Here is a 14,888-nt window from a genome sequence, read left to right as displayed (position 1 = left end):
TCAACCACCGTCCCGTGCGCGAAAGGTGCTGCCCGCGTCCTGCTGGTACGGCGTGCCCTGCCACTGCCCGAAGTCGAGCACCCGGCTCGGGTCGTGGGCTACGAACTTCCATGGTCCGAGGTAGACGTTGTCGTGCCAGCGGTTGTGCTGCCTGCGGGTGATTGCCTCGGCCACCTGGTCGCCCTGGTATGGCGACCAGTCCGGATAGGTGCCGTAGTTGGCCAGCATCGCCATGCGGTCGCACTTCACCGTGCAGTCGACGACGGACTCGTCCAGCACGAAGCGATTGCCGTGGATGTCCACCCGCTGCGTCTTCCAGCGGCAGTCGGCGTGGAGCGGTGCGGTGGCGATCGCCGGCCGCACGCAGCGGTCGGGGCGCCGCACCAGCAGCGTGCAGTATCCGGAAGAGGTGTTGGCCGGGCTGTTGCAGAACCGGTCGGCGTTTTCCCACAGGGTGATCCCGGACCAGTTGTTCTCCAGCACGTTCCGGTAGATCTCGATCTTGTCGGTGCGGGCGCGGACGCGCGGTTCGCCGCCGGATTCCGACAAGTAAACGGTCCCATAAGGAAAGTTGTCGCCGCGGGCGGCTTCCTTGCGGCCCGCGACCCAGTTGTTCCGCCGGATCATGTTGTCCCGGATGACCGCGTTGTAGCTGGTCTCGTAGATCAGTGCGGCGCCGTCGTTGGCTTCGATGACGTTGTTCTCGATGCGGAAGTCGTTGTTGTTGGTGTCGGCCCACAGCCCGGTGCCGCGGTTGTCGTGGACCCAGTTGCCGCTGATGTCGGCGCCGTCGACGGCCCAGAACTTGACGCCTCCGGTGCAGCCGCAGCCCTTCTGCCGCCGCTCCCAGTCGCCGGTGTTGTTGCCGACGATCTCGTTGCCCTCGACCACCAGATCACTGATGCGGCCATGGCCCTTGTAGGCGCTCATGCCGTACTGGCCGTTGCCCCGCAGGCAGTTGGCGCGCACCCGCTGGTGGGCGCCGGCCATCAGCCCGGCCCCCGAGTTGTCGTGGATCGTCGCGTGCTCGATCGTCCAGCCGTCGGCCGAGTCATGGTTGACCACGCCCTCGTTCTGCGGCGCGACGAAACCCTGCACCGTCAGATACCGGATGGTGACGTCGCGGGCGCTGCCGCCGAACGCGTATTGGTTCTTCTTGCGGCCGTCGAGCACCGCGCCGGGCGCGCCGAGGTAGCGGTCGCCCTTCTTCGGGATGACCTGGGCGTAGCGGTCCGGGGGGAGCCGGTGCGTGCCGGGGCGCAGCCAGAACGTGGTGTTCGGGGGGCTGCTCCTGGCCTTCGCCGCCAGGTCGCCGACCTTCGCGGGGTCGACGGTCACCGCGCCCGCGGGGGCCTGGGCGGGTCCGGCGCCGGGTTTGGCGCACACCCGGGCGGTGGGCGCGGCCGGCGCCCCCGAAGTGGCGGGCGCGCCGGCCGCCTTCGCCGGGGCGTCCGCTGTGCTCGTACAACCGCTGGCGGCCAGCAGAGCCAGCGCCAGCGGTGCCACTGCCGATGCCCACAGCCGCCTCTTCGTCCTCACACGCCCCCCTAGCCGCGGAACCCGAGCACGGTGGTGAAACCCTCCGTGGCGTCGGTGAAGCCGGTGCCGACCAGCGTGGTGGTGGGTTCCTTGCGCCCGAAGCCCGCGGAGTACCAGCCCAGCGGGGGCTTGCTCTCGCCCCGATGGGCCTGCCAGGTCAGCTGCCCCGGCAGGTCGAGCACGGCGGAGCGCCCCTCGCCGTCGCGGATCCAGGTGAGCCGCGCCCGGTGCCCGACCAGATCGGCGGCGATCGCCGGGCCGAGGTGGAACGCCAGCTGGACGGCGCGGCGCGGGCCTGACACCTCGTCGACGATCCTCAACTCACCCGTATCAGCCGTCAGTTCGACGCTGCGGCGGTGCACGGACGGCTGGTAGCCGTCGTGCTCGGCGGACCAGCGGGAGACCGCATCGTCGGAGGTGTCCACGGCCAGGACGCGGCTCCCCGCGTGCCGGGTCCACAGGAACGGTCCGCCGGAGACGGACTGGTCGGCGCCGTCGAGCCGCAGGGTGTTGTGGCCGAGCGTCGAGCGGAAGTACCGCCGCCACTCGGGCTGACCGTGGTAGCAGTACGTGCCCGGGTCGGCGAGCACATCGACCCCGTCGTGCCTGACCTCCACGGACAGCGCGTCCGCGTGGGCGTGCGCCGCGATGGACAGGAAGCCGTGCGGGCCGGCGTCGCAGCGGCACCAGATCTCCCCCGGGCCGCGCAGCACGGTGAGCCCCGCGTCGGCGAAGTGGGCCGGCCGGTCCGCCGGGCGGGTCACGGCCGGGGCGCCGGCCTTGATCAGCGCGGCGAGCAGCGGGGTTCGCACATCGGTGCCGGTCACCGCGGGCCACCAGTCGAGCCGTCCGAACACGGCGTCGCCGGTGGCGAGCAGGGAGCCCCAGCGGTCGGTGCCCGCGCCGTCCAGGACCAGACCGTGCCCGTCGTCCGCGTCGCCCTGACGCGGCGGCCGCAGCCGGTGGTCGACGACGGCCGCGAGCGCGTCGGTCATCCGCAGCAGCACGAGCCGGACCGTCGCGGGGACCGGTACGTCCGCGGCATCGGCCTCGGCCACCGCGGCGAGACCGAGTTCGAGGACCAGCCCGTGGTAGTCGGTGGCCAGTTCGCGGTTGAGGCCCGAGGGGAAGGTGTTGGCGCGCAGCTGCCGCTCCAGCGAGCGCAGCGCCTCGTCCCGCCACCGCCGCGAGGTCGGGAACCAGTCGAAGGCGCAGGCCGCGGCGAACTGGCCGGCGGCCTCGGCGATCACGTGGTTGTTCGCCGACGAGCCCCGGCTGGGGAACGCAGCGAGCCAGCGCTGGTGATGCCAGAGCTGGTTCAGCGCCACCGGGTTGTCCTCGAACAGCGCGGCCACACCGGGCCAGCCGTCGAGCAGCCGGCGGATCCACACCCAGGACAGCAGGCGGATGCCGAGCTCGATGCCGCTGATCCAGTGGACGCCGCGCAGCGGCGGGTTGGCCGCCCACCACGACCGCAGATGCTCGGCCACGCGCTCGGCGTACTGCTCGTTCCCGGTGATCGCGTAGGCGGCGGCGAGCACGGTGAGGTACTGGTGCCGGGACAGCTCCCAGATCTGCTTGATGTCCCCGACGGTGTCCTCGTCGCGGTAGGGGATGTCGAAGGCATAACCCCAGGGGGCCCGGCGTCCCGTCTTGGGGTCGCACCACCAGTCCGGGTCGGCCAGGTCGTCGCGGACCACCCCGAAATACTCGACGTGTCCGTACATCAGCCGGTCGGCCTCGGCGACGACGCGTTTCGCGGCGTCCGGGGGGATCGCGGCGATCGCCCCTTCGGGGAGCACCGCGGTGAACCGGGCGCCGGTCACGCTCGGGCACTTGGGCCGTGCCGAGCGCCACCGCCGTCGGCGCAGGGTGTCGACCGCCCGGCCGCCGACCTCCCGCGGTCTCATCCGGGACAGGCGTCGCAGGTACCAGCCCGCGCTCATCGTCATCACGGCCTCGCCAACGTCACCGGCGCGCCACCGGCCAGCGCGGTCCGCACGGCGAGGGTGGCTGCCGTGGTGGCGACCAGCGACTCCAGCGGCACCGGCATCGGTCCGCCGGTCCGGACCGCCTTGATGAACGCGGCCAGTTCGGCGTTCTGGCCCTTGTCCCTGGCCTTGGGAAGGCGTGAACTGACCCACCGCTTGCGGTGGTAGACCGAGGCCCGGACGAAGTCGTCGAGCTTCAGGACCTTGCCGTCCGCGAGCAGGTCGAGGGTCTCCTTGGGGAACCCGGGCGCGCCGGAGGTGACGTAGCTGATCGTCGCGGTGGAGCCGTCCGGGTAGCGCAGGACGATCTGGAGGTCCTCGTTGCCGGAGCTGGCGACCGCGTACACGGAGACCGGGTCGGCTCCGAGCAGCCAGCTCGCCGTGTCGACGAAGTGCCCGCCCTCGCCCTCGAACCGCGTGCCCTCGGTGCCCTGGCGCAGATACCAGCTGCCGTGCTGGAGCTGTCCCGCGTTGACGAGGTAGCGCAGGTGCGCCGGTCCCGACCTGGTGCCGAACCGTTGCTTGGCCTCGGTCAGCAGGGGTGCGAAGCGTCGGTTGAAGCCCACCTGGAGCCGGTCGTTGCCGGACTCCTCGACGGCCGCGAGCACACCGGCCAGCTCGTCCTCGCTGAGGGCCAGCGGCTTCTCCACGAACACGGTCTTGCCCGCAAGGAGCGCCTGGCGGGTCAGTTCGGCGTGCGAGCTGTGCCGGGTGACCACGAACACAGCGTCGATGGACTTGTCGCCGAGCACGGCGTCGAGGTCGGTGGTCGCCCCGGCGAACCCGAACTTCTTCTGCGCGTTGGCCCCCGACAGCGCCGTCGTGGTGACGACGGTCGACAGCTCGACGCCGTCGCGCTGGGCGAGAAGCGGCAGCAGCATCGAAGTCGCGTAGTTGCCGGCGCCGACGAACGCGAGCCGTACCGGTGCGGTGACGGCCCGGGCCGGACCCCGCCGCACGTTCACCGCGGGCACCTCCAGCACCGGTGCCGGCGCCTCCGCCTTCTGCCCGGGATAGCGGAACAGCACGGCGACAGCCTTCAACTCACCGTCCTTCAGGCGCTGGTAAGTCTCGACGGCGTCATCGAAGTCGGAGACGTGAGAGACCAGGGGCTCCACGTCGACGCGGCCGCGGGCGAGGAGATCGAGGAAACACGCCAGGTTGCGGCGCTCGGTCCAGCGCACATAGCCGATCGGGTAGTCGCGTCCCTCGAGCTCGTACTCCGGGTCGTAGCGCCCAGGGCCGTACGAGCGGGAGAACCGGACGTCGAGCTCCTTCTCGTAGTACGCGTTCCACGGCAGGTCCAGGCGGCACTTGCCGATGTCGACGACCCGGCCGCGGTCCCGGCAGAGCCGGGCGGCCAGCTCGACGGGTTGGTTGCTGCCGCCGCCGGCTGCCAGGTACACCTGGTCCACGCCGTGACCGCCGGTGAGCTCGGCGACGGCGGTTTCCACGGCCGCGGACGAGGGATCGCCGCAGGCCGCGGCGCCCAGGCGTTCGGCGAGTTCGCAGCGCACCGGGTCGGGGTCGGCGCCGACGACGCGGACTCCCGAGGCGGCGAGCAGCTGCACCACCAGCTGCCCGATCAGCCCGAGGCCGATGACGAGTGCCACCTCGCCGAGCTGTGGCTCGCCTTGGCGGACGCCCTGCAGCGCGATCGACCCGACGGTGCCGAAGGCCGCGTGCCGCGGCGCGAGGCCGTCCGGCACCGGGGTGAAGAGGTTCTTCGGCACCCAGTTCAGCTCGGCGTGCAACGCGTGCTCGTTGCCCGCACAGGCCACGAGGTCGCCGACCTTCACCTCGTCGATCCCGGCGCCTACCTGCTCGACCACGCCGCACAGCGAGTAGCCCAGCGGTGTGTAGGAGTCCAGCTTGCCCATCACCTTGCGGTAGGTGGCGGGCACCCCGTTGGTGGCCACGCTCTGCATGACCTTGGCCACCTGGTCGGGACGGGAGCGGGCCTTGCCCAGCATCGACATGCCGGCCTCGGACACCTTCATGAGCTCGGTCCCGGTGGAGATCAGCGAGTAGGCGCTGCGGACCAGCACACCGCCCGGCTTGCACCCCGGCACCGGCACATCGAGCACCGCAAGCTCACCGCTCTTGTAGTTCTGAACAACCTGTTTCACCCGAGCTCCTCTTGTCTCAACTTTCAACGCCATCAGGCCACTTGACTCCGGCCGGAGCCAGCGGTCGCGTCGCGATACCAGTACTCGAGGGTCAGCACATGCCACAGATGCTTGGAGAAGTCCCGCTGTCCGGCGGCGTCCTCGGCGACCATGCGCGCCAGCGCGTCGCGGCGAAGGAGCCCGGAACTGACGAGCACGCCGTCGTGCACCACCTCGCGCACCAGCGGTGCCAGATCCCGGCTCATCCAGGCGCGCAGCGGGGCACTGAACAGGCCCTTGGGCCGGTACACGATCTCCCGGGGCAGGATCGAGGTGGCCGCCTCCTTGAGGACGGCCTTGCCCTGCCGTCCGACGATCTTGCGATCACCGGGCACGGCGAACGCCGCCTTGACCACCTCGACGTCCACGTACGGCACCCGCACCTCGGTCGACGCGGCCATGCTCGACCGGTCCGTGTACGTGAGGTTCAGGCCCGGCAGGAACATGCGGGCGTCGCCCAGGCACATGCGGTTGACGAAGTCGTCGAGGTCGTTGTCCTGATAGACGTCCGCATGCTCGGTCAGCACGTCCTCGACCGTCCCGGCCAGGTCCGGATCGACCAGGGCGAGCAGCTCGTCCTGGTCGTACATGGTGTAGCTACGCCGGAACGCGGTTTCCTCCGGCAGCTCGGCGAAGGAGAGGAACCGCTTCGCGAAGCGCACCGACCGGTACCCCCGCCGGGCCGTGGCGACCGGCAGCCGGTCCACGGCCGCGGACACCCCGCGCCGCAGGGGCTGCGGGACGCGCTGGTAGCGCAGCGCGAGCAGGTTGGCCAGGTGCTTGCGGTAACCGGCGAACAGCTCGTCGGCACCCATCCCCGAAAGCATGACCTTGACCCCGGCCTCCCGGGCGGCCGAGCAGATCAGGAATGTGTTGATCGCTGCGGGGTCACCGATCGGCTCATCCAGGTGGTACGTCATCTGCGGCAGCAGGTCAAGCACGTTCGGAGCGATCTCGATCTCCTGCAGCTCGACGCCGAACCGCTCGGCCACCCGCCGGGCATAGCGCAGGTCGTCCGGCATCGCCTCGAATCTGGCGTCCTCGGCGCGGAACCCGATCGTGTAGGCGGAGATCCCTGGTTGGTGCCGGGCCGCCAGCGCGGTCAGGTAGCTGGAGTCGAGGCCGCCGGAGAGGAAGGTCGCCACGGGGACGTCGGAGAGCAGGTGCCGCCGGGTCGACTCCTCGACGAGGGCGGCCAGGTCCGGCTGTTCGCCGCTCCGGGCCCGCTCCCGTCCCTCGGCGGCGACGTCCTTCAGGTGCCAGTACCGGCCGCGCTCCACCCGGCCGTCGGGCCGGCACCGCAGCCAGCTCCCCGGCGGCAGCTTTTCTGCCTCGCGGAACGCGCAGCGCGAGTCCGGAACCCAGTAGTACAACAGCGAGGCCACCAGCGCCGCATGATCCACCTCCAGCGACCCGCCGGTCACGGCGGCGAGCGCCTTGAGCTCGGAGGCGAACACCAGCCCTGCACCGCGCCGGAGCAGGAACAGCGGCTTGATGCCGAGCTGGTCGCGGGCGAGCACCAGGTCACCGGTTCGCTCGTCGAAGATCCCGAACGCGAACATGCCGCGCAGTCGGGGCAGGCATTCCGTGCCCCAGCGCCGCCATGCCTCCAGCAGCACCTCGGTGTCGGAGGCGCCGCGAAAGCGCACCCCGGTGGCTGCCAGTTCGGCACGCAGCTCGGGCGCGTTGTACAGCTCGCCGTTGTACGTCAGGACGAGGCCGTCCGAGGCCATCGGCTGGGCGCCGGTCTCGGACAGGTCGATGATGGCCAGCCGGCGGTGCCCGAGGTGTACTTCGCCGTCACCAACGGGGTGGCTGTACCGGCCCGCCCCGTCCGGACCGCGGTGGGCGAGGGTATCGGTGAGCCGGTCGGTCACGACCTTCCCGTCCGGCCATCGGTAAGTGCCTGCGATGCCACACATGTCCTACCGTGCCTCCTGGTTGCTGTCCGGGACCCTTCCCCCAGCTCTCAACTCCTCCCCCAGCCTTCGGCCGGGAGGTGCCCCCAGAGCAGGGGAGGTCCCACTCGCCCACATCGGCAGCCGCTCCGTCTGCCGCCGGTCCTCCCCTACTGCCTGAACGGCGTGGGTGGGGGTGCCCCCAGCGGTAGCTGGGGGAGTACCTCCACCGTTCTGTCGGGCCGGCTGCTCGTCCTGGCCGCGCAGCGCGATGTGGAGCCCGTTCCACAGCGTGCCGTCGGTCCGGTCACGCGGATCGGGGTCGATCAGCACCACACCGATCACCGGTATGCGCTGGTCTGAGAGGAGCCGCGCCACGGTGTGCAGCCATGCGGCACTGCCGTGCCCGGCACGCACGACGAGCACGGTCTGGGTGCCGAGGTACTGGAGGTCGGTCCATGCCGTGCCGGGCGCCACCGAGCCGACGCCGAGCCGACGCTCCTGATGCGCCACGGCCGCTGCACGCTCGCCGCTGACCACGGTGATGTCTCCAGGCTTCGGGCGACGGCCCGCGAGCTGCGGGCCGGGCAGACCATCGATGATGACCACGGGCCCCTCCGCCGCCAGGGCCTCGGCGAGGTCCAGGGCGATCACGCTCGTGCTGCGCGCACAGCCCAGTTCCAGAAGCGACACCGGTTCCGCGGAGCCGCCCAGGGTGCGGGCAAGGTGCGCGGTGAGCCGTTCACGTGCCGCCCGGGTCCGTCGGCGCTGCCACAGCCTGCCCGACCGGCGGGGCAGCTCCGCGATGACCGAGGCGCCCAGGTTTGCCGCGATCTCCCGGCGCAGCACGGGGCGGTCCGCCACGACCGTGCCGACCGCGGCCACCGCGAGTCCGAGGACCAGCCCGAGGACGAGCCCGATCGCGGCGTTGGTGGCCGCCGCCTTGGGCAGGGAGTGCCGCACCGCGCGCGGGGCGTCCACGATCTGTGTGCCCGCGATGACCTTGGGCGAGCCGGTGCGCGCCTCCGCGGCGCGCTGGTCGAAATCGGCGATCCGTGAGTTGAGCTCGGCCCGGCGGGTGAAGAGCGACTCGATGCCCGCCGACGCTTTCGGGTCGCGCTCGCTCTCCGGCGGTCGGTTTCCGATCGCCTTGTTGATCCGGGCGAGTTCGTCCCGCATGCGGTCACGCTGGTCGAGCAGGGCCTTGGCCTCGGCTTTCGCGGCCTCCCGCATCCGCCCCACATGGTCCGCGATGAACGCATCGGCCAGCGCCTTGGCCCGGGCCACCGCTTCCGCGTCGCTGTCACCTGTCACATCGATCTGCAGCAGGTTGTTGGTCAAGCCGGTGCCCCGGTAGTCCCGCAGGAAGTCTGCAGGGTTTTCCGAGGACTTGAGGGACTGCAGGGCCTTGCCGGCGATCCGCGTGGTCCCCAGCACCTCGACGTCGGTGCGGATCAGCGTTCCGGTGTCGTTCGGCTGGTCCTCCGCATGCGCGACCAGCACCTTGGTCACCGCGCTGGGTGGCGGCGGCAGCAGGACGGCCACCGCCATGCCGACCAGCAGTCCCAGGAGCGCCATGGAGCCCCAGAGGCGGCGGCGCCTGCGCACCGCCACCACCAGCGCCTGCAGGTCGAGGAGCGGAACGGAGGCCGACGACTCCGACGTCTTGCTGGTCGTCACACCGAACCTCCCCTCGCGTGACCGCGCATCGCGAGCGCTGGAGCGGCGTTGTCCGGAAGAGGGTCGGCAGACCGCGCCGGACGGGCCAGGACTGTGCTGACGACGACGATGCCGACGACCTCATGCCTGCCGTCCGCACACGCCTGGGCGATCCCGCCGAGCTCCGCCGCGGTCCAACTGCCCGCGCTGAGGACCACCAGGGCACCGGACTCGGCGTCGTGGTCCGGCACCAACGGCCGGTCCACCGAAACCTGCACCACCCGCAGCATGGGGTATCCCCTGCTCGAAGAGCTTGCGGAAGGATCACTCTCGGCCTCGTCGGCGAGCTGCCCGGCGGCCCGGAGGGCGATGTCGTCGCCGTCCGGTACGACAGCCAGCAGCACCCCAGGGGCGGGCAGTTGCTCCCGCAGGCGAGCGCACACCCGCCGGTATCGGATCCGTCTGCTGGCCTCGTCGCCGGACATCCGCGGAGTCGGTATGTCCCACCGGGTGTCAAGGCCCAGTAGCCGGCGGATCCAGGCCCGGGGGCCACGGCCTTTGGGCTGGTGCGCGGGAGGTTCACCAGGCACGTCGACGGTACCCAGCAGCGGTGAGCCCAGCGCCGCGGCAATCTCCGGTTCGGTGCGCAGTCGGCGATTCGCCCGTGCGGCGGCGAGATGGCCGGTGACCGCGAGCAGGAAGAACAGCAGCGCCCCGGCGACAACGAGCTGCATCCTCGTCGGTGGTGCCTCGCCCGTCGGCCGGGCCGCCGGCCCCATGACGACCATGCCGGTCTTGTTGGTCGCAGGGTCGGCCTCGTCCAGCTTCTTCATGGCTTCCTGCAGCGTGGTGCGCAGCTTCTCGAGCTCCGTGCGGGCCTGCACGCCCTCCACGGTCTGCCCCGGATCGGCCGCATTGGCCAGGTCGGTGATGCGGCGGTCGGTCTGCTCCACCTTCTGCCGCAGTGCCTCGGGCCCCGCCGCCGGGTCGGGGTCGGTGCTGCCCGCGATCCGCGCGGCGAAGGTGACGAATTGCTGGGCCACCTGGTCGGAGAGCCGCTGCGCGCGCTCCGGGGTGTCGGCCGTACCCGAGATCGTGATGATGTTCCCGTCGGTGGCCTTGGCGCTCACGTGATCTCGCAGCTCACTGCCGCTGCTGCCGGTCCAGCCGAGCGCGGCAGCCGCGCGGTCGACCACCGTCGAACTGGCGGCGATCTCCGCCTGCGTCAGCAGCTCGCGCTCCTCCCACTGCCCCGCCAGCAGTACCGAAGTCGACGTCGTGTAACTCGGCGGGAACAGCAGAGAGGCGCCGTAGCCGACGAGCGCGCCCACCACGGCGACGATGACGAGAAGCCGCCAGCGCCGACGGAAGATCCGCCCGATCGTGACCAGGCGTATGTCGTCGCTCAACGGCGCGGCCTCTTCCCTGTCCGGACCGGGGCGGCCGCCGACACCGGAGCGTGGTCACGGCAGGCAACGGCGTAGGCGGCGAGCAACGACGCTTGCGAGTTCCGCCAGGAAAGCTGCCCGCTGATCCGCTCCTGGCCGATCCTGCCCATCTGGGCCCGCTTCTCCGGATCGTCCAGCAGCAGCGCGATGAGCCCGGCGAACTCGGCCTCGTCGTTGGCGGGCGCGTAGACGGCGGCGTCACCGGCGGAGACTCTCGCTTCCCGGAGGTCGAACGAGACGATCGGCCGGCCCATCACCATGTACTCCAGGACCTTGTTCATGGTCGACACGTCGTTGAGTGGATTGCGGGGGTCGGGGGAGAGGCATACGTCCGCGGTGGACAGGTAGCGCACCAGGTCGGCGTCCGGAATGCGCCCGGTGAACTGCACCTGCTCCGAGAGCCTGAGCCGCCGGGACAGTTCCACCATCGCGTCGAAGGCGTCGCCGGCACCGACGAACACCGCATGCCAGTCGGTCCGCCCGAGCTCGTCGCGCAGCTTCGCGAGGGCCCGCAAGGCATAGTCGACGCCGTCCTGTGGGCCCATGACGCCGAGGTAACACAGCAGATGCGGCTTGCCACGCTTTAACTCCGGCTCGGGCGGCACCGGGTGGAACCGCTCGCTGTCGGGCGCGCTGCGCACCACGAAAACGTCCGCCGGCCGCTTGCCGCCACGGCTCAGCGCGACGTCCCGGTAACTCTCGTTCGTGGCGAGCACGACATCCGCGGCGCGGTAGGTCCGCCGTTCCAGCGCGCACACGGCGCGGTAGAGCAGATCCTCGCCACGGTCGAACCGGGAGAGGTACAGCTCGGGTACCAGGTCGTGCTGGTCGAAGACGAACCGCGCCCCGCGCCGCTTCAGCCACAGCGCCGGAAGGAACAGCAGGTCGGGCGGGTTACAGGCGTGGACCACGTCGACCGGCCCGACCTTGCGGGCCAGCCGGACCGTGTGCCACAACGCCGATCCGTACTCCCTCAGGTAGCCGGCCGGCCCTCCGGTGGCCGCGCGCAACGGGTAGCGGTGGATCCGCACCCCGTCGATCACCGCCTCCGGCTCCGTGTCCCGCTTACTCCCCTGCGGACAGATGACGTGCACGGTCCAGCCCGCATCGCGCAGCGTCGTGCACTCCTGCCACACCCGCCGGTCGAACGGAACCGACAGGTTCTCCACCAGAATCAGCGCGCGCCGGTCCGGCCGGTCGCCGCTGACTGTGTCACCAAACGATGTGTCACCAAGCAAGGCCCACGTACCCCGGTTCGGCCCGGCGCGCCGTGGCGTCGGGGAGGTGGATGAGATCGACAATCACCGGTCCGTCGCCATGGGGCAGCGCCGACAGCACGGCCGGATCACTGGTCCCGACCAGACACACCTCGGCGTGCTCAAGCACCTCGTCGACGGAGTCCGCGAGCAGCTGCGCGAGGTGCGGCAGCCGGGTCTCGATGTACTCGCGGTTCGCGCCGAGCAGCCGGGAGAGGCTCACATTGGCGTCGTAGATCCGCAGGTCGTAACCCTTGCCGAAGAGCCTCTCCGCCAGCTCGACGAGCGGGCTCTCGCGGAGGTCGTCGGTGCCGGGTTTGAAGGACAACCCGAACAGGCCCGCGCGGCGTTTGCCGGTGCGCTCGACCAGCTCCACCGCGCGCTGCAGATGGTCGGAGTTGGAGGGCAGCACGTGGGCGAGGATGGGCACCGAGACGTCGGCCCGCTGCGCCGCATGGACCAGGCTGCGCAGGTCCTTGGGCAGGCAGGAGCCACCGAAGGCGAAGCCGGGCCGCAGGTAGGCGGGGCTGATGTTCAGCTTGCGGTCGGCCAGGAATACGTCCATCACCTGGTGCGCGTCCACCCCGAGCGCCTGGCACACCGCTCCCAGCTCGTTCGCGAAGCCGATCTTGAGGCCGTGGAAGGCATTGTCCGCGTATTTGATCGCCTCGGCCGTCGGGACCGGCACCCGGAACACCTCGCCGGGCAGGCCGTCGTACAGCGCCATCACCGCGTCGCCGCTTGCCGGGTCGAGCTCGCCGACGACGGTCTTGGGCGGGTCGAAGAAGTCCCGCACGCTCGTGCCCTCGCGCAGGAACTCCGGGTTGACCGCGACCCCGAAGTCCACCCCGGTCGTGCCGCCGACGTACTTCTCCAGGATCGGCACCAGCAGGTTCAGGCAGGTGCCCGGCAGCATGGTGCTGCGGAACACGACGGTGTGCCGCCCACCGCGCTCGGCCAGCGCGGCGCCGATCTGCTCGGTGACCCGCTCCAAGTACGTGGTGCACAGGCTGCCGTTGGGCTCCGACGGCGTGCCCACGCAGACCAGCGACACCTCACTGCCCATGATCGCCTCGCGGACGTCGCCGGTTGCGCGTAACGCTCCGGTCCGCACGACCTCGGCGATGAGCTCGCCGATCCGCTCCTCGACCACCGGGGCCTTGCCGTCGTTGACCAGGTCGACCTTCACCTGGTTCACGTCCACCCCGATGACCTCGTGACCCATGCTGGCCAGGCACGCGGCCGACACGCAGCCCACATAGCCGAGCCCGAAAACGCTGACTCTCATGATCCGTTCCTCCCCCCAGGCAGGCCCTGGTGGCCTGCGGTCCGCGCGCCGCCGGGACCGTCCAGTTGCAGTCCCCCACGCATCAGTACGCCCCCTGCCCGTAGAGCACCGCACGCAGCGTCTTCCACAAGATCACTGCGTCCAGGGCGAGCGACCAGTCCTCCACGTACCGCAGGTCAAGGCGGACCGCCTCTTCCCACGGCAGGTCGCTGCGCCCGCTGATCTGCCACAGACCGGTGAGCCCGGGCTTGACCAGCAGCCGCCGCCGGATGTCCGGGCCGTACGCAGCGGACTCCTCCGGCAACGGAGGCCGCGGACCTACGAGCGACATCGATCCGGTGAGCACGTTGAAAAGCTGCGGGAGCTCGTCGAGCGAGTACCGGCGCAGCACCGCTCCCACCCGAGTCACCCGCGGATCCCGGCGGACCTTGAACAGCAGGCCGGCGCCCTCGTTCCGGTCGGCCAGCGCGGCACGTGCCCTGTGGGCCCCGGCGACCATGGTGCGGAACTTGAAGATGGTGAACTCGCGACCGTCCTTGCCGACCCTGCGCTGGCGGTACAACGCCCCACCCGGGCTGTCCACCAGCACCAGCAGCCCGATGAGCACCATCAGCGGCGCGAACAGCACCAGCAGGACCGCCGCGCCCGTCCGGTCGACGATCCCTTTGACCGCCCGGCGCCCCCCGGTGAAGATCGGCATGCTCACCCGCAGCAGCGGGATCCCCAGCACCGCGTCGACGTGCAGCCGCGGTCCGGCCACCTCCATCAGTACGGGGGCCACGACCATCTCGGCATCGCTGCCTTCGAGGTTCCAAGCCAGCCGCTGCAACCGGTCCGGTGACCAGTGCGGGTCCGGTGTGACCGCGACGACACGGTAGCCGTCGCGGTGGACGTGGCCCGCGACGTCCGTCAGTCGGCCGACGACCGGCACTCCGTCCAGTTGGTCACCGTCGAGCCCGAGACCGTCCGTCGTACACACCGCCTCCACCCGCCAGCCGAGGTGCGGGAACTTGCGGGTTCGGGTGATCAGGTCGTGCACGGTGGCCAGGCTCCCGGCAGCGAGCACCGGTCGCAGACACCGTCCTTCCTGCCGCTGTTTGTGCAGCCAGAGGCGCAACAGATACCGCGCGGTCATGGTGATGAGCGCGATCGCGGGGATCGCGACGAAGATCCAGAGCTTGATGTTGCGCGAGGTGAGGGCGATCCCGCCGAGCGCCAGTACGACGGTCGCCGTGAACAGTGCGCGTCCGAGCCGACGGAATTCCTCGGCACCCTGGCCGAGCACGGCCGGAGCCCACGACCGGCTCACCGCAAGCGCCCCCAGCACCAGCAGCTCCGTGCAGAATGCGAGAATTCCCCACTTCTCGTGCCAGTTGGCCGCGTCCCGGACCCCGAAGAAGTTGCCGATCGCCGCCACGACGAAGGCGGTGGCCACGGTATCGCTGGTGACTACGGTACGGCGGTACCGCTGCTCCCAGTCGATCGTGGGCTGGCTGATTGCCCCATTCGCCAGACCCCCGCGCGCTGAGAGAAAAGGGCTGACCAATTCCCCCTGCTGCACATACCCTCCCACGTCGCCAGTGGGCTCGACGCGTTCGCTCCACACGGTTCCTCCCCCCCCGGGAGGCCCCCGCCCCCCGC

At 70.8% G+C, this 14,888-nt stretch carries 9 protein-coding genes; all 9 read right to left on the bottom strand.

From position 1 onward, the window contains the following. Nucleotides 1–1,539 (bottom strand): right-handed parallel beta-helix repeat-containing protein, encoded by a 1,539-nt coding sequence (locus OO62_RS19545; protein WP_033268777.1) that lies wholly within the window; start codon nucleotides 1,537–1,539, stop codon nucleotides 1–3. 8 nt (nucleotides 1,540–1,547) lie between these two features. After that, a complete protein-coding gene (locus OO62_RS19540) occupies nucleotides 1,548–3,491 on the bottom strand; it encodes an alginate lyase family protein (protein WP_033268776.1) in 1,944 nt (647 codons plus the stop codon). Next, the gene (locus OO62_RS19535) at nucleotides 3,491–5,659 is read right to left on the bottom strand and encodes a bi-domain-containing oxidoreductase (protein ID WP_033268775.1); all 2,169 of its coding nucleotides are present in this window, start codon (nucleotides 5,657–5,659) and stop codon (nucleotides 3,491–3,493) included. The genes OO62_RS19540 and OO62_RS19535 overlap by 1 nt, the downstream gene beginning before the upstream one ends. A gap of 32 nt (nucleotides 5,660–5,691) precedes the next feature. Beyond that, a complete protein-coding gene (gene asnB / locus OO62_RS19530; protein ID WP_033268774.1) occupies nucleotides 5,692–7,620 on the bottom strand; it encodes an asparagine synthase (glutamine-hydrolyzing) in 1,929 nt (642 codons plus the stop codon). Between the two features lie 3 nt (nucleotides 7,621–7,623). After that, entirely contained in the window at nucleotides 7,624–9,276 is a 1,653-nt protein-coding gene (locus OO62_RS19525; protein WP_078617261.1) for a Wzz/FepE/Etk N-terminal domain-containing protein, read from the bottom strand. Continuing rightward, on the bottom strand, nucleotides 9,273–10,664 hold the full coding sequence (locus OO62_RS19520) for a Wzz/FepE/Etk N-terminal domain-containing protein (protein ID WP_033268773.1): 1,392 nt from the start codon (nucleotides 10,662–10,664) through the stop codon (nucleotides 9,273–9,275). Before OO62_RS19520 ends, OO62_RS19525 begins: the two co-directional genes overlap by 4 nt. Then, nucleotides 10,661–11,941 carry a glycosyltransferase family 4 protein gene (locus tag OO62_RS19515; RefSeq protein WP_078617260.1) on the bottom strand — a complete coding sequence of 427 codons (1,281 nt, stop codon included), beginning with the start codon at nucleotides 11,939–11,941 and terminating at the stop codon, nucleotides 10,661–10,663. The genes OO62_RS19520 and OO62_RS19515 overlap by 4 nt, the downstream gene beginning before the upstream one ends. Beyond that, a complete protein-coding gene (locus tag OO62_RS19510) occupies nucleotides 11,931–13,247 on the bottom strand; it encodes a nucleotide sugar dehydrogenase (RefSeq protein ID WP_033268771.1) in 1,317 nt (438 codons plus the stop codon). Before OO62_RS19510 ends, OO62_RS19515 begins: the two co-directional genes overlap by 11 nt. 82 nt (nucleotides 13,248–13,329) lie before the next feature. Next, nucleotides 13,330–14,808 (bottom strand): sugar transferase, encoded by a 1,479-nt coding sequence (locus tag OO62_RS19505; protein WP_033268770.1) that lies wholly within the window; start codon nucleotides 14,806–14,808, stop codon nucleotides 13,330–13,332. Nucleotides 14,809–14,888: the final 80 nt, after the last annotated feature.

Origin of the sequence: Streptomyces lydicus (assembly GCF_000717345.1) — a bacterium.
In the GTDB taxonomy this organism is placed as follows: Bacteria; Actinomycetota; Actinomycetes; order Streptomycetales; family Streptomycetaceae; genus Streptomyces; species Streptomyces lydicus.
This window is presented reverse-complemented; position numbering and strand designations above follow the sequence as displayed.